Raw genomic sequence first — 18,823 nt, 5'->3', positions numbered from 1 at the left:
CGGACTTGAAGAAGAAGGACAAACTGCGGTCGGAGGGAAACCGGTCGCGTGACCGCCGACATATCCGATTCATTGTTGCCGCTCCCCGGCCGGGAACTTCCCGCGTGATCCCGTACGCCACCGAGCCGCTCGCGGACAGCGCCGACGATGCACCCGAGCCGGGCCGGCTGTTCGGTGTGACGGTGTGGGGGCTGGGGTTGACCGTGATCGGCCTGATCGTCGCCGGCTGCGTGGCGATGATGGCCCTCACCGCTGCCACCGGCACCAACCTCGGCGCCGCGCTGACCATGGTCCCGATCTGCGGCCTGCTCGGCCTAGGCCTGGTGATCGCGTCCCTGGGCACCATCACCCGCGGCCGGGTGCCGTACATCCTGCTCGGCTGCGCGACCGTAGTCCTGCTCATCTTCTTCGGCGTCGTCATCGCCACCTGACCGCCACGCCACCAGTTTCGGCCGCCCTCCAGGTGAACCGCGCCCCGACTGGTCAACATCGGCGATGGCGAGGTCGACGAAGACTCGCGGCACGGCATAGGTTCAGCCTGCGCGGCACCGACTGGTGCCGAACGACAGGCTGGCCGCGCCGCCGACTCGATGCCGCGCTTCTCACTCCGAGCAACTGCCCGTCGTGAACGTGCTTCTCTTTCTTGTCCTAGATAGTGCCGCCCGACCGAGGTGGATGTGATCCCCGCTGACACGCTGGCTGGCGACGTCACGATTTCAAGTGCATCGACTCAAGAAAAGCATTTGAGGTGACCTGCGCAAAGGCCCTTGAGACGCGGCTCGACATGAACGTCTCCCATTGCTTTCACACTTGCCATCAAATCAATATATAGAGATCCCGTCCGGATGCCTTGGACTGCAAGGGGTGCCCGCTAAGGCCAGCAGTGGCATAAGAAGTCGCGTAGTCCAGCACTCCTTTCCCGAAAATCCCAGCGGCATATTTGTGTTCATTTTCAGCGTTCCATGCTCCAGCCATGCGGCCCAGCCTGCGCTCGATGTGGTCGATCAGAATTGCCACCTATCCGTCCTGCACCTCTGAATACATACACAACGTCACCGTTGGGACTTGGAATGCGTATCTCACTCATACCCAAGTAGACCTCGACTCTATCCATGCCCTCAACGGGTTGAATGCAGATCGGGGACTCTTCGTCGCAAAAATCGCAGTAATGCACGCCTCGCATGACATTAATCCGATCAGCGACTCTTCTTACCAATTGATCGCGTACCTCAATTTCCACATCACCAGTCTCGAAGGCGATATCACTGCCCAGCCAACCGATGTTCACCAAATTACCATCCGACGGCCGGTAGACATAAGCAGACAGATCCGGGTATTCAGACATCATCGCCTCACTACAGCGCACGCCGCCAAATGGCACACACCCATGTTCGGTTTGAGCAGATCTTTCAGTGTAGTCCGCGACTCTACCGTCGTCGATGCACCCATAATTGCCAAGTCCTTTGGGGCCTTAAGGGAACAGTTCGGGAGCGTATCGCCAGCGACGAGCGTGCGGACTGGTTTACGTCGCCGATCCCGACAACACGGTACCGGTCGGCGCGAACTCGCCGACCGCGTCGAGGTGGTTGGTCAGAAATGAGCCCACAAAGCGACAAGGGCATTTTCACACTGCGTTGCGTCAAGCCTTGACGCAACGTTCAGAACGCAGCGATCGGGACAGTTCAGATGTGGATCTTACGTGTCGTCAGTGCGAAATCGCTCACAGGAAGTCAATTTGTCAAGGAAATCCGCAAAGGATTTAGCGATCTGACGTGGAACTCGATCCTCATCGATATACGCGACTGTTGGTTCACCCTCGGAGCCACAGACGGAATAATCAAGCATTACCGCGTCATGACCACCTGATGGCATATCGCAAAGCACAACTCCAATTCTTGGATATTCCCATTCTTTAATCATCACATCCGAGAGTGAGTCGATTCCTCGCCTGCCGCCCAGGCCAAAGATCCCCTCGATCTCGATGTGGTCGGGTGTCCATGAATTCGGGAAGCTGACCTCTATGCACCTTTTCCGGACTGACCCACCGTTCCGCTCAGACAGCAACTCGACATAGCTACCTGGGAGACGGACTTGCAGTTGCTGTTCAACGGCGCTTACCAACTCATCTGTGAGTTCGGGTCCCGTATAATATTCACTATCAGTGAATATCTCAGACAATTTTCTACCTCCTGGTCGAGAACCCACCTGTGTGGCCAGTCAGTCTATGCACATCCCGGTCAATGAGTTGCATAAGGCCGGGCTCTTGGTGATGGTGCCACGTGTAACCCTCTGGAGTCGACGCCAGGCCTGCTGCTCTATTTGCTCTTGCGAAGTCGGTTGGCCTGTTACCCGAAAGTTCAATCTGAACATCTGGAACATCTGGGTGCCGCCAATCCGAAAAGTCGGGGAATCCATTCTCATCAAAGGGGACGCCCGTTACTGGATGGTCGCTATTCGCCAGAGCTCCATTCCGAACCTTTGGTGCCCCGCCATTTGCACAGTCGCAACCCTCGGGATGGCCGGTAACTGAGCCATTGCAGTTATGCACCAACACGGTCTCTACCGACTGACCGGCAGCAAGGACGTAGTAGGTGTGGAGGGTGGGGATGGTCAGGTCGTAGGTGACGGCGTTGCCGTGGCGGGTGTGGATGGCGAGGATGACGGCGGTGTGGCCGTCGTTGGTTTGGAGGTGGTCGCCTTCGTGGAGTTGGGCGGCGTCGATGAAGGCGGCTTTGGTGGTGTCGTAGAAGGGGTGGTGGGCGGTGGTGGTGGTGATGGTGCCCATCGACACTGCGCGGCCGGTATGGTCGAGGGTGGCGATGGTGAGGTCGACGAAGTCGTGGTCGGTGGTGGTGACGATGACCCGCCCGACCTGATGCGCTTGGGTCTTGGTGTCGCCGGGGACGGCGTCGGCGATCTTGTCGCCCGTCTTGATCTGGGAGATCGGTTTGCTGGATCCGTCGGCTAGCAGCACGCGGGTGTTACCGGTGAAGCTGTGCCGTCCGGCGCAGGCTGCTGGTTCGTCTTCGTCGCGACCGGCCGTGGGGGGTTCGGGTTCTTCGGTGGTGCCGCGGTTGGGGCGGACGGGGCCACCGGTGGTTTTCGCGCCACGTGGGGTCCCGCCCAGGGCACCGGCGACGGCGCCGGCTTCGGCGCCGTCCAGGGCGGCTTTACCGGCTCCGGACCAAGAGCAGCCACCAGCTGCGCCGGAGCAGGTCAGACCATAGGTGATAGCGCCGGTCGCGCCGCCGCCGGCTGCTCCGACAATGGCACCGGCTGCGTGGCCGGCCGCACCAGAGGCGAACTTGGAGATCGCCTCAGGGAGCGCTTCTTTGATGACAGTGGAGGCGAGCTTGCCACCGAGGCCGCCGAGAAACCCACCGAGCGCACCACTGACACCACCGATAAGCGCGGCTTGCCCAAACGCCGAACCAGAACAAGCACTTTTGCCGTCCTGCAAGCAATGTACGCCCTGTTCCACCAGCCCGCCGACGGCGCCGGCGGCGGCACCGCAGATGGCGGCACCGGCGACCGCGCCGGCCCCGAAACTGATCGCACCTAGTGCTGTTTCGCAGCCGGCGAACACGACAGTTGAGGCGACAACGGAGGCGATGGTGGCGGCGTGTTTGACGATGAACTTGCCAACCGACCGGCCGGCCGATGCGACGGCGGCGCCGACTTTTTTCGCGCCAGCGACGATGTTGTGGTACGCGGCTGCGGCGACGCGTTTGACCTTGGCGGCCAGGGTGTACGCGGCTCTGATGACCTGTTGACCGAAGCGTTTGGCGGCGTGCCAGGTGTCTTTGACGAAATGGACGGCTTTTCGGATGAGGTGGATGCCGTTGTGCACCAGGGGCCGGATGATGTGGGTGTACACGTGGTTCACGATGGGAGCGACGTAATGGTTGTAGACGTGCGCGACGGCGTGTACGACATTGCTCGCGGCGTGCGCGACGTTGTGGGCGGCGTTGCTGACCGCGTGCCCATAGCAGCCCCAGTCGAACAACCCGCAGGTTCCGTCGGGGTCCTGGTCGCCGAGCGGACTGTCTCCGACGTACGCGAATGGGTTAGCTGACACCGATGTCGGCACCGGGTTGTTGGCGGCGGCGTCTTTGGATTGGAATTCGCCGGTGGCGGGGTCGTACCAGCGCGACCCCATGTTGACCTTCCCGGTGTCAGGGTCGGTCCACCCTGACTGGAACCCGAGGTTGCCGACTTTCCCCGCGGTGGCGGTGGTATTCCCGAGCGGGTCGTACGTCGTGGTCCCCGACAGTGTGGCGCCGGTGGAGGTGAACTGGCCGACGACGTCGTCGTGCGCGTCGGTCCATGCCAACACCCCGCCCGTGCCACCGCTGGTTCCGGTCGCGAGCAGACCTCCGTCGGGGCCGCGGGAGTAGGTGTTGCTGCCGTCGCTGGCCAGGTCGTTGCTGGTGCCACTGAACGAGAACGCGCGCTGGGTGCCGGTCGCGCTGGTCGTCGCTGAGGACACGACCCGCCCGAGCGCGTCGGAGACGTACGTCTTGGTGGCGTTGGTGGTGCCGGCGATCGTCCCGGTGACGGTTTGCTGCTGTCCGTACGCGTCGTAGGCGTAGCCGGTGGTGCTGGCGCTGTTGGTTTGTTTGGTCAGGGTGCCGCGGGCGCGGTGTAGGTATAGCTGTTGGTCCCGTCGCTGGTGAGTTCATCGCGGGCGTCGTAGGTGTAGACGTTCGCGCCGACCCGAGTCCGGTTGCCGGACGCGTCGTAGCCATATGGGACGGTTTTCGTGCCGTCGTTCCATGACGTGAGCCGGTCGGCGTAGTCGTAGTCGTAGGTGTAGGTGTTCGCGGCGGATCCGGCGCCGAGTCCGGTGGTGGTTTTGCTGGTGAGGTTGTCGTTAGCGTCGTACCCGTAACCGATAGACGCGACCGTGGTCCCACCCGAGGTTTTCAGGGTGTCGCTGGTGAGGCGGTGTTGGTGGTCGTATCCGTACGTCCGGGCGTTGCCGTTGGTGCCGTAGGTGAGGGTGGTCGGCATCGAGAGCTGGTTGTAGCCGACGCTGATCTGCGTGCTGGTGATCGGATCGGTGGCGGTGGCGAGCCGGTCGGCGGTGTCGTACGCATAGGTGGCGGTCCCGGCGGCATCGGTCCGCGACGCGAGCAGCCCATCTGCGGTGTAGCCGAAGGAACTGGAGGCCGCGGACCCGGAGGCTGTGAGTAGCTGGCCGCGGTCGTTGTACGTGAACGATTCGTCGGTGGCCGGGATCTGCGGGCCGGTCGGTCCGGTGTCACCGGCGGCGGCCGTGGATGCCTTGGTGATCCGCCCATCCGGGTCGTAGGAGAACGATCGGTCGGCGGTCGGGGCGTCCGCGCCGCTACCGGACTGGGACAGAAGTTCGCCGGCCTTGTCGTACGTGTCCGCGAACGTCACGCCGCCAGGTTTCGTGGTGCCTGCTGGGTGCCCGTCGGCGTCGTACGTCGTAGTGGTCGTCCGGTCGGCGGCCGCGGTGTAGGTGGCGGTGCCGGGTTCGATGCTTGATTCGGGCAGGTTCCAGCTGTTGAACGTGGTGATCCACGAATTTGCTCGGCCGTCGGTGAAACGGGTCCGGTGCCCGGCCGCGTCGTACCCGAAAGTGGTGGTGATCGAAGTGGAGTCGTCGACCGGCTGCTGTTCCTGGGTGACCAGACCGGAGGCGTCGCGGGTCAAGGTGGAGGTGTGGTTGCGGGCGTCCGTGGAGGTGAGCTGGCGACCGGCGGGGTCGTAGGTCGCCGAGGTCTTGGCCAACACCGTGGTTCCGTCGGTGTCCAACTGGGTCGCGGTCAGCGGGTCGCCGAGATGGTCGTACGTGGTGGCGGTGGCGGTGCCGTCGGCGAGCGTGGTTTTCGCGACGTGGCCCTGCAGGTTGTAGGCGGAGACGGTTGTCGTCCCGGCTGGGTCAGTGACCGAGGTCTGCTCACCGGCCGCGTCGTAGCCGTAGGAGGTGGTGGCGCCGGCGGGTGTGGTGGTGGAGGTCAGGTATGCACCGGCCGGGTTGGCTTGCGAGGCCGCGTACGAGTTGGTCGTCGTGTACGACGCTGCTGCCGGATACCGCTCCAGGACCGTGGAGGTGAGGGGGCGGCCCATCCAGTCATAGGTCGCTTGGGTCGTCGCACCGTTGGGGGTGGCACTCTGCAACAGGTGCCCGGCCGGGTCGTAGCTGTTGCGGGTGATGCCACCGCGTGGGTCGGTGACCGAGGCGGTGTCGTTGAGTTGGTCGTACGTGTAGGCGACGGTGTTGCCGAGCGGATCAGTGACTGACGTCGTGTCGCCGGTGTCGTCGTACGCCCACCTCGTCACCGGGATGGTCGGCGAGCTCGCCCCGGGCGGGATGTACGCGGGTTGGGTGACGGAGGTTTTCTGTCCGGCGGCGTCGTACGCGGTAGTGGTGACGTTGCCGTTCGGGTCCTCGGTTTCGGTCGGCGCGCTGGCTGTGTCGTAGCCGATCGTGGTGATCGGATGCACCGACTGCGCCGCTGCGCCGCTGGTTTCGGCGTTCACCGCCGGCCCGGTGGTGACGGCCAGTTGCCCGTCTTCGTCGTACGCGTAGGTGGTGACCGCGTTCGCCGGGTTGGTCATCGAGGTCGGCAGGCCGCGCTTGTCCAGCGTCCACGACGTTTTCGACGACCGGCCCGCGTTGTCGGACACGGTTTTGCTGGTGACATGCCCAAGCGGGTCGTAAGTGGCCGCAGTGGTGTTGGTCGCGCCGGTGCCGTCGCTGATGATTGACGAGGTCGGGTGGTCGTCGCCGTCGTAGGCGATGGTGGTGGTGCGGTTGACGCCGGCAACGGTGCTGGCGGTGACCCGGTCGCCCGCGTCCACGGTGTTCTGGAACCAGGACGCCTGGTTGTTGCTGTCCTGTTCGGTGAGGTTCCCGTCGGCGTCGTAGCCGTTGACCTGTTGCCAGAACACGGTGGTGTCGGCTTGGTCGATACGCCCGACGGCGTTGAGCAGGCCGTTGTCGTAGTAGACGTAGTAGGTCCAGTTGCCGTTGGAGTCCTGCAGGTAGGTCAGTTTCCCGGTGACGTCGTAGACCCGGTGCGAGATCACCAGGTCCTTCTTCGGCGACGGACTGTTCGGGTCACCGGTGTAGTCCTTGAGGATCTGGTCGAGCGGTCGTCCTTCCGCGTCGTACGTGTACGCGGTCGTTTGCCCGGACGGATCTGTTTCGCTGGTCCGCCGCCCATAACCGTCGTAGCTGTAGCTGGTGATCTTCCCGAGCGGGTCGGTGCTGGTGGCGGCCAGGCCGTGGTCGTCGTACGTCACCGACGTGGTCCGCGGTGCGTCACCGCCGGTCACATCCGCGGTGGTCTGCGACAGCAACTGCCCGTCCGGCGCGTACGACGTGCTGATGTTCGCGGTGTGAACCGCGCCGGTGATCCGGTTGGTGACCCCAGGATCGGCCTCCGACGTGACTTGCCCGGCTTTGTTGTACGTGTAGCTGGTGATCAGCCCGTTCGGGAAGGTGTCCGAGTTTTCCTTCTGAGTCAGCGTCTGCCCGACACCGTCATAGGTGTACGAGGTGACCGCGCCTGCCGGGTCGGTCACCGACGCGATATCCCCCCCATTGTGGAAATACGACACCGTGGTGGTCGCGCCGCTGGGCGACACGGTTTTGTACGGCAGCCCGACCGGCGCGAATCCGGTGGCGGCGGCCTTGACGGTGGTGCCGTCGGTATACGCGATCGTCGTGGTTCGGCCATTCGGATAGCCTGCGACCGCGGGTGTGGTGACAGCGGTCTGGTTTCCGGCGGCGTCATAGCCATACGTCGAGCGGTATGCCGGGTCCGTCGCACTGGCGATCGGGCGTCGCTGGTGCTGGCCAGCACATCGTTTTTTGGGGCTGGGTGTCAGCGAGGTGCTGGTGTCATCGGGCAGATACGTCTTGTAGCTGGTGGAGCAGACCTGGGTGTGCTGGTTCTGGCAGGTGGTCTGCGAGACCTCGTTGCCACGCACGTCGTGGCCGACGACCGTCGTACGGCCGTACCCGTCGCCGATGGCGTGCACGAACCCGCCGGTGTCGTACCCGTAGGAGGTCAATGCGCCGGTCGCGTCGTTGTCCGAGATCTCCCGCATCCCGTTGTTCACGTCGTACCGGTGGGTCAGCGTCGCCCCGCCCGGGTCGGTGATCGTGACCCCCTTGATCGGCGACAGACCACCATCAGCGTTTCGCATCGCCGTGTAATGCGCGGCGACCTCCTGCGCCGAGAGTTGGTTGGTGTAAAACGAAAAAACTCGCCAATCGACCCAGGGAACCAGCCGAGGTCGTTGGTGGGTTTGTTCGCCCAACCCGCCACCGGCCCCGCGCCCAGATATCCGTATGAGTAACCCGGGCTCTGCGCCTCCAACGCCGCGGTCGTGGTGGCGACCGCCTGACCGTCCAGATACAGGACCTGCCCACTGGCCGAGGCCGCCAGCACCGCCTGGTGCCACCGGCCGTCGTTCACCGTCTGCGCGCTGCCCGGCACGCTGGACAGGTGCGTGGTGTCCCAGATTTTACCGTGCAACTTCCCATCGGAGCCGACATACAGCACCGGGTCGTACTGACCGGCCGAGCCGGTCATGGTCGACAGGTCCTGCTGCTGCATGCTGAACAACACCCCGCCGGTGGTGTTCGCCTTGGGGACCTGGAACCACACCTCCGCCGACGCGGGTTTGCCGTTCACCACGTCACCCGGCGGCAGTTGCACATAGGACGGCGAGGAATTCGACCCGGCGAACGAGGCCGCCGGGTAATCCGGTGTCGGGCCAGCCGCACCCAGCGTCACATTGTGATACATACCCACACACCGCTGTCGACCTCGTCGATCGCCTGCGTCGACCCGGCGCCCTCGGCCAGCATGAAATAGCTCTCCGGCGCCGACCCCGACACCGCCGACCGGTACACCAGCACCGACCCCGACACCGTCGCCGGGTTGACCGTCCACATCCCGCCCTTGTCATCGGTGACCGTCTTGACGGTGGTCGACACCGGGTCGTACGCGACCTGCGCATCGACTTTCCCCGACGGGCGGGTGATTTTCGTCAGCAACCCGACCGGTGTGGTCCCCGCCCTGTACAGCGACGTGGCGGTCTGGGCGGTGAGCTGGCTGGTGTAAAAGCCGACATCGGCGATCGAACCGTTGAAGTAGTACGCCGAACGACTGGTGTCACCCGAATGCGGTTCGTCCGGGTACGGCGCGGCCAGGTATCCGGCGCCGATGTGCCCGTACTGCAAAGCCAACGGCTTGTACCCGCCACCGGAATCCGCACTCGGGCCGCCGGTCGTTCCGACCTGCGCCCCGTCCAGCCACATCGCCTCCGGGTCAACGACCCGGACAACACCACATGATGCCAATTCCCGTCGGTCACCGTCCCAGTCGTGGTGATCGGCGCGTTCGTCGCGCTCTTCCACAACAGACCGTACAGTTTCCCGCTCGCGCCAACATACAGCGCCGGAACGAACCCGCCCTTGGTCGCCTGATTGTCGGCCGTCTTATCCGAATAAGAAAACAACACGCCCAGTGGCGTGGATGTCTTGAACCACAACGACACCGATGCCGCCGGGTTGGTAGCCATGTGCAAGTTGGGCAGCTGCACGAACGACGACGTGCCGTTGAACGACGCCGCCGGCGCCGAACCGCCGGCCAGCGGACCGGCCGCGCCGAGCGTCACGTTGTGGTAAGTACCGTTGTCGTTGCCCTCGTTGGCCAGGTTGACACTCGCAGCGGTCGTGGCACCGGTGGATTCGGCCAGCGGCCAGAAAGATTCCGCGCCGGTATCCACGGTTTGGTTGTGATATTGCGAACCGGTCGTGTACCCGTACGTGGTGCAAGTGCCGGGGACGTCGATTGGCGCGCACATCTGCGTCAACTCGTCGCCGGTGTAGCCGTACGTCCACGTCAACACCGTCGACGAATCACCAGGAGTCCTCGGGTCAGTGGCCACCGTCGCCACATGCGGGTAGGTCGCACCGGACGGTGTCGCCCAAGTCAGATGCAATGCGCGGCCCGACGCGCCCGATGTCGCGGTGACAATATGCCCGCTAGACCAGGCATAGGTGATGGCCCGGCCGTTGGCATCAGCCACCGACGTGATTCCGTACGCCCCCGCGCCCAGTGGCTGCGTGAACGTGTAGGTGGTGTCGTCCTTATCGATCAGTTTGTACCCACCGCCAGTGACCGCGGCGAACGTCGCGAACCGACCCGACGGCGGCGTGAACGACGACCGTCCGCGTTCTTCCCGAAACCGACCGTCGACCCACCCGGATAAGTCACCGCGACACTGGTCACCGCACCAGCGGGGGTGTACTGCTCAGCGGCCCTGGGCGTCGAAGACACTCGACCAGCTTTCCCCGAAACCACCGGTCATTCTCGGGTCGCGCGAATTGTAGTCACGATCCACCTGCAACGACGGACCAACCGTCGTCACATTCGCATCCGTCTCCGAGGTCGTGTAATTGCCGTTGTCCGCCGAAAAACCCCCCCGCCCGTCCGGATTCTGCGACAACGACGAGGTCACCAGCGGCTGCGGCACCTGTACGGTCAACGCCTGCCAAATTCCAGGCGGTGAGTATTTCGCCCCGTCGTAGTTCTGCACCTGCCAGTAATACGTCTGACCCCACACCAGTTTCCCAGCGGGAATGGCGTAGCTGTTGGCGGTCTGCAGACCGGAGTCGGCGATCTTCGTGTTCGCGGTGTTGTAGACCTGGAACTGGAACTTCTGCGCCGCGGTGATGTTCGGATCCAGGTCCCCGGTCGCGGCCAGCGTCGGAGTCAGCGAGTTCACCGCCGACCCGTTCCGAGGGAACCAGTTGTAAACCTGTGGTGTCAGCGTGCCGGTGTAGTTGATCTCCATGTACGGCGGGAAATCGGAGTTCGCGGAGTCGAACTGCTTCCAATGAAAGGTGTCCGACTCGATGCCGTACAACGACAAGCCATATGTGCCGCCGTTCTGCGCCCAGTTCGTCAGCACGCCGACCGACACCGGGAGAGTGACCCAATCACCCACCGTACGATCAGCGGCGGTGTTCTTACACGCGTTCGGGACATTCGGTGTCCCGCCGCCGACCGACCCGCCCACCGTCGGCCCCGGATACGTCGTCGTCTTGGTCAGATCAAACGGCTGATAGACCGCCGCGACCTCCACCTTCTCCGCCGTACACGTCGAAGCCCAGGTGTCGAAAAGATGCAGGTTCACCGACGAAAACGTGACCCCCGAACCCTCCAGACCAGAATTCGGGAACTGCAGAAACGACCGCGCCTTATGCGCCTGAGCGTCCGGCACCACACCACCGTCGTACGCGCCGATCTTGACCGTGGCTCACTGGAATGGTCCACCTCGGGAACATTCGTTCCCACATACGTCGTCGCCGCATCCAGGTTCGCGGTCGGGTCCACCGTCACCGGGAACACCCGCGCCGGATCCCGCAACCAGTGCTCGTCCAACCCGACCTGAATCGCCTGGCCACCGCCGCTGGTCGTGACAAGTGTGGTGGTCAGGGCGTACGTCGTGGCACCCTCACCAGAGCGCGGGTCAATCTTCGCGTCAGACGCGAACCCGGCCGGAATCCGAGCCACCGTCTTGCCGGTCTTGTCGACCAGCTCGATCGTCCCGTTCGGCGCCGGCTGCCGCGCGGTCACGCCCGTCAACCGCAACGGAAACACCCAACCCGCGGCGGCCTGCTCCGACCGCAGAACCACCGACTCCTTCACACCCGTCGCCGTCGGCTCCACCCGAAGGTCCGTACTCGGCAACACGCCCGGGTACGTCGCCGTCTGCCCAGACACCGACGGCGCCACCGGCGCTGCGCCCCCGCGAGCCCGTACGAGAACACCCGGCCGCGGTCCAACGCCCCGTCCAGGCCCAGTCGCACCAGGGCGGGGTCGGCCGCTGAACCAGCCACATCCAACGCCAGCGAGTTCGCCTTCTCCCGCCAACGCCCATCACCCGTACGCGCCAACGACACATCGATGTGCTGCCAAGCACCAGTGGCGTCGCGATAGTTCACCGGCCGCTGATACACCCGCCGCGCGCGCGTACGAACCATCCGGATTCTGAAAGAAATCCGTCGTCGCCGACGACCGAGTCGCCACCCGAACCGCGGGCTTCGCCGCCCGGCCACCCGCGGCCTCAGCCGGAATGCTGCCGCTCTTTCCCTGCGGAACCGGCTTCAGCGGCGACGAATACGCCGGCAACTCACCAACGCCCTTCCCCGGCGCCCGCCCAGCCGCCTTACCCCCACCAGCAGGCACCGGCGCGGCCGGAGCCTTCGGCGGCGCACCACCCGCCCGACCCACCTTCTGCACCGGCACACCGGTCCACGTCACATCCGGACCGCCGGTCAACGCTGACCACAAACCCGACCACAGCCCGGGCCACGACGACCCCGATGGCAAAGGAATCACCGGCCCAGCCAACGCAGTCGCCGGATCAAACGAAAAGGTCACCAGAAAAGTCAGAACAAGACCCAGAACGCCACGACGCAACCAGCGTCCGTTTCTCCGCCCCACCCCGCGCGTCGCTCGTCCTATTCCGGACGTACGGCGATGAGAAGAAGTTAATCTGGGCACGAAAAAAAAACCACGCGCGCGAGCAGCCATCGGTCCAACCCCGTTCCCCGTGCGATGCCAACCAGAACCGGATACCAGAAAATGGAGCCATCGACTACTCCGACAAACGCAGTCGGCCGACGAATCGTGAACGACCCACCACCAAGTCGTCAAGTACCCAGGAAAAATCGCACCAGACAACAAAAACGACTAAGACATAAAACACCCAAAACAGGCGAGCAGTCGCCATCGCCCTTTGACTCAAAATTTACCTATTGCAGGGTGGGTGTGTTTCATGGGTTCGCGAGTTGGACCCCTGACACGCCGACGTCGACACGCGTCTGCTCGCTCGCCTCGATGACCCCTTGAGGACATCCGGCGCCCGTGGTGGACCGTGCAGACAAGCCGGTCAGGCCCAGAGTTGCCCCTCGAGGGCCGTCTCAGCCTCCGCGATGGTGCCTGCGTACGCACCGGTGGACAGGTATTTCCAGCCGGCGTCCGCGACCACCAGCGCGATGTCGGCCTTCTGGCCGTCCTTCGCCGCCTGGTAGCCGATCGACAGGGCCGCGTGCAGCACGCAGCCGGTCGAGATGCCGGCGAAGATGCCTTCGACCTCGATCAACTGACGCGTACGCAGCAACGCGTCGCGCCCGCCGACCGAGAACCGCCGGTTGAGTACGGACGCGTCATAAAGCTCCGGTACGAAACCCTCGTCGACATTCCGCAATCCGTAAACAGCCTCGCCGTAGCGGGGCTCGGCGGCGATGATCTGACGTCCGGCAGCTTCTCGCGCAGGAACCGGCCGGTCCCCATCAGCGTCCCGGTGGTGCCCAGCCCCGCCACGAAATGCGTCAGGCTGGGCAGGTCCCGCAGCAGCTCAGGGCCGGTCGTCTCGTAGTGAGCGCGCGCGTTCGCGGAGTTGCCGTACTGGTAGAGCATGACCCAGTCCGGGTGCTCGGCGGCGATTTCCTTCGCCATCGCGACCGCCTGGTTGGAACCGCCCGCGGCCGGCGACGCGATGATCTCGGCGCCGTACATGGTGAGTAGCTGGCGCCGCTCGACCGAGGTGTTCTCCGGCATCACGCACACCAGCCGGTAGCCCTTCAGCCGCGCCACCATGGCCAGCGCGATCCCGGTGTTGCCGCTGGTGGGCTCCAGGATGGTGGCGCCCGGCCGGAGCCGGCCGTCCCGCTCGGCCGCCTCGATCATGAACAGCGCGGCGCGGTCCTTGATCGAGCCGGTCGGGTTCCGGTCCTCCAGTTTCGCCCACAGCCGTACGTCCGGGCTCGGCGACAGCCGAGGCAACCCCACCAGCGGGGTGTCCCCCCCGTGCGGCGATCAACGACTCATAACGAGCCATCGCCGGATCAGCCTCCGGCGACGGCCGGCAGCACGGTGACCGAGGCGCCGTCGGCGAGCTTGGTCTCCAGCGAGCCGGTGAACCGCACGTCCTCGTCGTTCACGTACACGTTGACGAACCGGTGCAGCGAGCCGTCCTCGGTGATCAGTCGGCCGCGCAGCCCCGGGTGCTGCTTGTCCAAGTCGTTCAACAGCTCGTCAAGCGTGTCGCCGGCGCCGCTGACGGTCTTCGCGCCGCCGGTGTACGTGCGCAGGATGGTCGGGATGCGTACCTCGATGGCCATGCCGGTCGGTCTCCTTGGTTCGTACGTCGTTTACAGCGGCAACAACACTCAGGTGCCCGATGATTCCGCCGGGTCCACGATCTGGACCGGCTCCTCGGTCACCACACCCTCCAGGAGGATCCGGTCCGGTACGAGCGGAATTCCACCGACTCCGGCTCCCGGGTGCTGACCAGCACATAGTGGGCATGGGGCTCGGACGCGTACGAGATATCGGTGCGCGACGGGTAGGCCTCGGTGGCGGTGTGCGAGTGATAGATCACCACCGGCTCCTCGTCCCGTCGTCGTCCATCTCTCGCCAGACCTTCAACTGCTCGGCCGCGTCGAACCGGTAGAAGGTCGGCGACCGCTCGGCGTTGGCCATCGGCACCACTCGGACCGCCGCGTCGCTGCCGGCCGGGCCGGTGACCAGCCCCACATGCCTCATCGGGGTGGTCTCGGCGGGCGTGCGCGACGAGCGCGTCGTACACCTGCTGCGAAAGCTTGAGCACAACAGCAGAGGCTACAGGCCCGGGCGGCTACCGCGGCTGTGGTGCACGCAACGTCGTCGCTCAGAGATCACCCATGAGTGCGGTGATCAGGCTCTCCGACAACAAGCCGGCGTAGCTGTAGATTGCCGCCGTACCGGCCTCCGAGTCGTCTTCGGACAACAGCGCGCGCTGCAGCAGCTTCTGGTCCGACGTCTCGTCGTCATCGATGTCCAGTCGTACGGCCAGCACCAGCCGCAGGTCGGTGAGGGCCCGCAACCATCCGTCCGCCTCCTGCACCGACAGCGACACGTCGCCGCCGTCCGCCGGCAGGCCGTCGTGCAGCATCCGCATCCGCTCGACCTTGCCGGACCGAAGGCTGTCCTCGGTGAGCCGGCGGGCCCGCGCCGAGGCGGCCGGGTCGTCGACGTACGCGTCCGGCAGCAGCCGGTGCAGCGCCGGGTCCTGCGGCGGCGGAGTGTCCTGCTCGCCGAGAGCGGCCAACTGCTCCAGCGGGTCCGGAATCCCGTTCGCCGCCGGGTTGTCCGGATCGGCCCCGAGCAGCACACAGCATCTGCTCGGCGGCGTGCCGGAAGACGCCGGCCTCCGGATAGCCGAAAGTGGCCACGATCCGCTCACCGGACCGGTGAAACTCGCTCATTGGTCCTTCGTCAACGTCGCCCAGAGGCCGTACGAGTGCAGCTTGGCCACGTCCACTTCCATCTCGTCGTGGCTGCCACGGGACACCACGGCCCGGCCCTTCTGGTGCACGTCGAGCATCAACCGGGTCGCTTTCTGTTTGGAATAGCCGAAAACCGTCTGGAAAACGTACGTCACATACGGCATCAGGTTAACCGGATCGTTCCACACAATGGTCAGCCACGGCAGGTCGGGCTCGGTGGTGGCGTCCGTCCAGGCGCTGGTGTCAGCCTGCGGTTCGGCGGTCGCCGCGCCGCCCGGGGCGCTGGCGACCACCACCGGTGGACCTGTCGGGGCGACCGGGACGTGGGCGGACGGCGTTTCGGGCATCACCTCCATGGTGCCATCAACCGGTCCGGCCCGCGGCCCGGGTCAGTACGCCACCCGAAATACCCCTGTTACGCACAGTTAGGGAATATTTAACGCTCCACTCGACGGGACAACTCGTGATGTTGCCGTTATGGTGCGAACCGACCGAAACCGCGGTGATCAGTGTGCGTGCGGTGACAGAGCGCATCGCCGACTCCGCCGTCCTGAACGGTAGGAGTGGCGAAATGTACTTGCTGGCAAAGAGAAGTCCGCGGTGAACGACTTCTGGGCGTACTTACAGTCGCGGTCCCAGCAGCTCATCTTTGACACGACCATGCACGCCAGTACGGTCGCGCAGAGCCTGTTGCTGGGCATCATCATCGCGGTCGCGCTCGGGATTTTGGTCTATCGAAGCAAATGGCTGACCGCGCTCGCGGTGGGGGGGACCCAGCACTATCCTGACGGTGCCGTCGTTCGCGCTGCTGGGTCTGCTGATCCCGTTCCTGGGACTGGGCGTCCCGCCGACCATCACCGCGCTCGTCCTTTACGCGCTGCTGCCGATCATCCGGAACACCGTGGTGGGTCTGCGCGGGGTGGATCCGGCGATGATCGAAGCGGCGCAAGGGATCGGGATGCCGCGCTGGCGGATCCTGCTGATGGTCGAGTTACCGCGCTCGCCTGGCCCGGCATCCTCGCCGGTATCCGGGTCAGCACCCAGATGATCATGGGCATCGCGGCCATCGCGGCGTACGCGGCCGGTCCCGGCCTGGGGAACCAGATCTTCGGCGGACTGTCCCGGATCGGCGCCACCAACGCCGTCAGCGAGGCCGTCGCCGGCACCCTCGGGGTCGTCATCTTGGCCATCATGTTCGACATCGTGCTGATTGTCATCGGCCGTTTCACCACCTCAAGGGGAATCCGTGCCTGAGTCCACCACAACGTCCACTGTGGACGATTCGGTCGCCGGCCGGTCCGTCAGCGGCGCGCCGATCGAGCTGGCCCATGTCACCAAGCGGTACGCCGGCCAGCAAGCGCCGGCGGTCGACGACTTTTCCATGCATATCAACGCCGGCGAGATCGTCGTCTTCGTCGGGCCGTCCGGCTGCGGCAAAACCACCACGATGAAGATGATCAACCGGCTGATCGAACCGTCCGCCGGCAGGATCATGCTCGGCGACCAGGACGTCACCAAGCTGGAGCCGGCGCAGCTGCGCCGCCGCATCGGGTACGCGATCCAGCAGGTCGGCCTGTTCCCGCACATGACCATCGCGCAGAACATCGGCCAGGTGCCGGCGATGCTGAAGTGGGACCGGCAGCGGATTCGGGCCAGAGTGGACGAAATGCTGGAGTTGACCGGCCTGGATCCGGACGCCTACCGCGGCCGCTTCCCGAGGCAGTTGTCCGGCGGCCAGCAGCAGCGGGGGTCGGGGTGGCCCGGGCGCTCGCCGCCGACCCCGCCGGTGCTGCTGATGGACGAGCCTTTCGGCGCGGTGGACCCGATCACCCGCGGCAACCTGCAGGACGAGCTGCTGAACCTGCAGAGCCAGTTGGGAAAAACGATTGTCTTCGTCACGCATGACTTCGACGAGGCCATCAAACTCGGCGACCGGATCGCGGTGTTGGGCAACCAGTCCAAAATCCTGCAATATGACACACCTGAGCTGAGGCGATCCTGGCCGCGCCGGCCGACGACACGGTGGCCGGTTTTGTGGGCAGTGGCGCGACTATTCGCCAGCTGGGCCTCAAGCGCGTACACCACCTGCAGCTGGGGAAGGTCGCCACCGCGCCGCTGGGCGTCGACGCGGAGGCGGCACGTCAGACGTTGGGCGGCGGAAAACATTTGCTGTTGCTGGACAAACGGAACCGGCCAGTGGAGTGGCTCAGCGCCCGGGCGCTGGCCAAAGCCACCGGCAGTGTCCAGCATGGAGACCACCTGGTCGGAGACACGGTCACCCGGCGGTCGACGCTGGTGGACGCTTTGGACGCGATCCTGACCGAAGGCGGCGGTTACGCGGCGGTGACGGGCGAGCGCGGCGAGTACGTCGGCACCGTACAGATGGAACAGATCATGGCCACCATCACCGAAATCCGCGAGGCGCAGGACACCACGCCGACCGGGAGCGCCGGCTGATGGCCGACCTCACCTCCGCGCCAGCCGCCGAAGTCGCCCGCGGCGAGCAGCCGCGGGTGGACAGCCGGCTGCGGCTTTTCGTTACTCCGGTGGTGCTTCTGGCCATCACCGGCCTCTACCTGGAGGTGGTCTTCAGCAGCCATCTCGACTCGATCGAGGCCCGGCAGATCACCGCGTCGAACCTGATCACCCTGACCTGGCAACACGTCGTGCTCACCGCGGTGTCCGCGCTGCTGGTGGTGGTTGTCGCCATTCCGCTGGGCATTCTGGTGACCCGCCGGTCGGTACGGTTCCTGGCCGCGCCGGTCACCCTGCTGGCCAACCTCGGTCAGGCTATTCCGGTGATCGGCCTGCTGGTGCTGCTGGCCGTGCTGTTCGTCAAGGCGAACTTCTTCGGCTTCTGGCTGACCGTCACGGTTTGCGTCGTCTACGGCGTGCTTCCGGTGCTGCGCAACACGATCACCGGCGTGCGGAGCATCGACCCGGCGCTGATCGAGTCCGCTCGCGGCATCGGCATGACGCCGTGGCGGGTGCTCACCCGGGTAGAACTTCCGTTGGCTGTCCCGTACATTCTCGCCGGCCTGCGGACCACGTTGGTGCTCATCGTCGGGGTGGCCACCCTCGGCACCTTCGTGGACGCCGGCGGCCTCGGCGACCTGATCAACACCGGCATCAAGCTCGAACGCACGGTGATTCTGTTCACCGGCGGCATCCTCGCGGTGATGCTGGCCCTGCTGATCGACTGGGTCGGTGGCCTGATCGAACGGGCACTGACCCCGAAAGGACTTTAGAATGCGGAAAATTCCCGCCCGCCGAACGCACCGGCTACGCGTGCTCGCAGCACCCGTGGCCGTCGTGATGGCGGCGGGAATCGCGCTTTCGGGCTGTGGCCTGCAAACCGGTTCCGCGTACGTGCAGAAAGTCCAGCCAGCGTCGATAGAACCAATCCCGGCGCTGAAGGGTGTGAACCTCGCGGTCGTGCTCCAAGGCCTTCGATAACAGATCATTCTCGGTTAGACGACAGATCATTCTCGT

Annotated in this window: 20 protein-coding genes and 4 pseudogenes; 7 read left to right on the top strand and 17 right to left on the bottom strand. The window is 64.9% G+C overall.

Annotated elements, in window-relative coordinates; genetic code table 11:
• Window positions 1-431 (top strand): annotated as a pseudogene (locus GNX96_RS46450) (hypothetical protein); the annotation flags it as partial.
• A 385-nt stretch (window positions 432-816) separates the two neighbouring features.
• On the opposite strand, the gene GNX96_RS46445 reads toward GNX96_RS46450, so the two are convergent.
• The 5 genes and pseudogenes from GNX96_RS46445 to GNX96_RS46435 form a co-directional block, all read right to left on the bottom strand.
• Window positions 817-1,017, bottom strand: a complete 201-nt coding sequence (locus GNX96_RS46445) for a hypothetical protein (protein ID WP_163573770.1) — start codon at window positions 1,015-1,017, stop codon at window positions 817-819.
• The gene (locus tag GNX96_RS67580; protein ID WP_452124519.1) at window positions 953-1,345 is read right to left on the bottom strand and encodes a DUF7919 family protein; all 393 of its coding nucleotides are present in this window, start codon (window positions 1,343-1,345) and stop codon (window positions 953-955) included. Before GNX96_RS67580 ends, GNX96_RS46445 begins: the two co-directional genes overlap by 65 nt.
• Window positions 1,345-1,515 (bottom strand): annotated as a pseudogene (locus GNX96_RS66855) (putative adhesin); the annotation flags it as partial. The gene GNX96_RS67580 and the pseudogene GNX96_RS66855, both read right to left, overlap by 1 nt.
• A gap of 180 nt (window positions 1,516-1,695) precedes the next feature.
• Window positions 1,696-2,178 carry an SMI1/KNR4 family protein gene (locus GNX96_RS46440; RefSeq protein ID WP_163573769.1) on the bottom strand — a complete coding sequence of 161 codons (483 nt, stop codon included), beginning with the start codon at window positions 2,176-2,178 and terminating at the stop codon, window positions 1,696-1,698.
• A gap of 4 nt (window positions 2,179-2,182) precedes the next feature.
• Window positions 2,183-4,336: an HNH endonuclease gene (locus GNX96_RS46435; RefSeq protein ID WP_163573768.1), complete on the bottom strand. Its 2,154-nt coding sequence runs from the start codon at window positions 4,334-4,336 to the stop codon at window positions 2,183-2,185.
• A gap of 61 nt (window positions 4,337-4,397) precedes the next feature.
• Between GNX96_RS46435 and GNX96_RS46430 the strand changes: the two genes are divergently transcribed.
• Window positions 4,398-4,586: a hypothetical protein gene (locus GNX96_RS46430; protein WP_279583334.1), complete on the top strand. Its 189-nt coding sequence runs from the start codon at window positions 4,398-4,400 to the stop codon at window positions 4,584-4,586.
• Between the two features lie 37 nt (window positions 4,587-4,623).
• On the opposite strand, the gene GNX96_RS46425 is transcribed toward GNX96_RS46430, so the two are convergent.
• Genes GNX96_RS46425 through GNX96_RS66845 form a run of 4 tightly spaced genes read right to left on the bottom strand, consistent with a single transcriptional unit; the run spans window position 4,624 to window position 9,570 of the window.
• Window positions 4,624-8,187, bottom strand: coding sequence for an RHS repeat protein (locus GNX96_RS46425; protein ID WP_163573766.1), 3,564 nt, complete (start codon window positions 8,185-8,187; stop codon window positions 4,624-4,626).
• Complete coding sequence (locus GNX96_RS46420) at window positions 8,115-8,792, bottom strand: LamG domain-containing protein (protein WP_163573765.1); 678 nt, start codon at window positions 8,790-8,792, stop codon at window positions 8,115-8,117. Before GNX96_RS46420 ends, GNX96_RS46425 begins: the two co-directional genes overlap by 73 nt.
• Entirely contained in the window at window positions 8,777-9,043 is a 267-nt protein-coding gene (locus GNX96_RS66850) for a hypothetical protein (protein WP_163573764.1), read from the bottom strand. The genes GNX96_RS46420 and GNX96_RS66850 overlap by 16 nt, the downstream gene beginning before the upstream one ends.
• Window positions 9,037-9,570, bottom strand: a complete 534-nt coding sequence (locus GNX96_RS66845; protein WP_390624346.1) for a LamG domain-containing protein — start codon at window positions 9,568-9,570, stop codon at window positions 9,037-9,039. Before GNX96_RS66845 ends, GNX96_RS66850 begins: the two co-directional genes overlap by 7 nt.
• Here GNX96_RS66845 and GNX96_RS60550 point away from each other — a divergent pair.
• Window positions 9,530-9,676 (top strand): hypothetical protein, encoded by a 147-nt coding sequence (locus tag GNX96_RS60550; protein ID WP_279583332.1) that lies wholly within the window; start codon window positions 9,530-9,532, stop codon window positions 9,674-9,676. The two genes, GNX96_RS66845 and GNX96_RS60550, sit on opposite strands and share 41 nt — an antisense overlap.
• Before the next feature lie 629 nt (window positions 9,677-10,305).
• Here GNX96_RS60550 and GNX96_RS46405 read toward each other — a convergent pair.
• The 8 genes and pseudogenes from GNX96_RS46405 to clpS form a co-directional block, all read right to left on the bottom strand.
• Window positions 10,306-11,190, bottom strand: a complete 885-nt coding sequence (locus GNX96_RS46405; RefSeq protein ID WP_279583331.1) for a DUF6531 domain-containing protein — start codon at window positions 11,188-11,190, stop codon at window positions 10,306-10,308.
• Window positions 11,187-11,693, bottom strand: a complete 507-nt coding sequence (locus GNX96_RS46400) for a hypothetical protein (protein ID WP_163573761.1) — start codon at window positions 11,691-11,693, stop codon at window positions 11,187-11,189. Before GNX96_RS46400 ends, GNX96_RS46405 begins: the two co-directional genes overlap by 4 nt.
• A gap of 8 nt (window positions 11,694-11,701) precedes the next feature.
• Complete coding sequence (locus tag GNX96_RS46395) at window positions 11,702-12,001, bottom strand: hypothetical protein (RefSeq protein WP_279583330.1); 300 nt, start codon at window positions 11,999-12,001, stop codon at window positions 11,702-11,704.
• 950 nt (window positions 12,002-12,951) lie between these two features.
• A pseudogene (locus GNX96_RS46390) lies at window positions 12,952-13,902 on the bottom strand (PLP-dependent cysteine synthase family protein).
• 7 nt (window positions 13,903-13,909) lie between these two features.
• Entirely contained in the window at window positions 13,910-14,185 is a 276-nt protein-coding gene (locus GNX96_RS46385; protein WP_163573759.1) for a MoaD/ThiS family protein, read from the bottom strand.
• A gap of 98 nt (window positions 14,186-14,283) precedes the next feature.
• Window positions 14,284-14,652: a Mov34/MPN/PAD-1 family protein gene (locus tag GNX96_RS46380; protein ID WP_279583337.1), complete on the bottom strand. Its 369-nt coding sequence runs from the start codon at window positions 14,650-14,652 to the stop codon at window positions 14,284-14,286.
• Between the two features lie 81 nt (window positions 14,653-14,733).
• Window positions 14,734-15,288, bottom strand: coding sequence for a DUF2017 domain-containing protein (locus GNX96_RS46375; RefSeq protein WP_279583329.1), 555 nt, complete (start codon window positions 15,286-15,288; stop codon window positions 14,734-14,736).
• An 18-nt stretch (window positions 15,289-15,306) separates the two neighbouring features.
• A complete protein-coding gene (gene clpS / locus GNX96_RS46370; RefSeq protein WP_163573756.1) occupies window positions 15,307-15,678 on the bottom strand; it encodes an ATP-dependent Clp protease adapter ClpS in 372 nt (123 codons plus the stop codon).
• Window positions 15,679-15,991: 313 nt separating this feature from the next.
• On the opposite strand from clpS, the pseudogene GNX96_RS46365 reads away from it, so the two are divergent.
• The 4 genes and pseudogenes from GNX96_RS46365 (at window position 15,992) to GNX96_RS46355 (ending at window position 18,579) form a co-directional block, all read left to right on the top strand.
• Window positions 15,992-16,585 (top strand): annotated as a pseudogene (locus GNX96_RS46365) (ABC transporter permease).
• Window positions 16,578-17,651, top strand: coding sequence for an ABC transporter ATP-binding protein (locus tag GNX96_RS46360; RefSeq protein WP_390624345.1), 1,074 nt, complete (start codon window positions 16,578-16,580; stop codon window positions 17,649-17,651). Before GNX96_RS46365 ends, GNX96_RS46360 begins: the two are co-directional and overlap by 8 nt.
• Window positions 17,636-17,788 carry a hypothetical protein gene (locus tag GNX96_RS66840; RefSeq protein ID WP_390624344.1) on the top strand — a complete coding sequence of 51 codons (153 nt, stop codon included), beginning with the start codon at window positions 17,636-17,638 and terminating at the stop codon, window positions 17,786-17,788. Before GNX96_RS46360 ends, GNX96_RS66840 begins: the two co-directional genes overlap by 16 nt.
• Window positions 17,788-18,579, top strand: a complete 792-nt coding sequence (locus GNX96_RS46355) for an ABC transporter permease (RefSeq protein WP_163573755.1) — start codon at window positions 17,788-17,790, stop codon at window positions 18,577-18,579. Before GNX96_RS66840 ends, GNX96_RS46355 begins: the two co-directional genes overlap by 1 nt.
• The last annotated feature ends 244 nt before the right edge of the window (window positions 18,580-18,823 follow it).

Origin of the sequence: Fodinicola feengrottensis (genome assembly GCF_010993775.1) — a bacterium.
In the GTDB taxonomy this organism is placed as follows: domain Bacteria; phylum Actinomycetota; class Actinomycetes; order Mycobacteriales; family HKI-0501; genus Fodinicola; species Fodinicola feengrottensis.
Note: the sequence above shows the minus strand (reverse complement) of the source record. Positions and strands in the feature narration are given on the sequence as shown.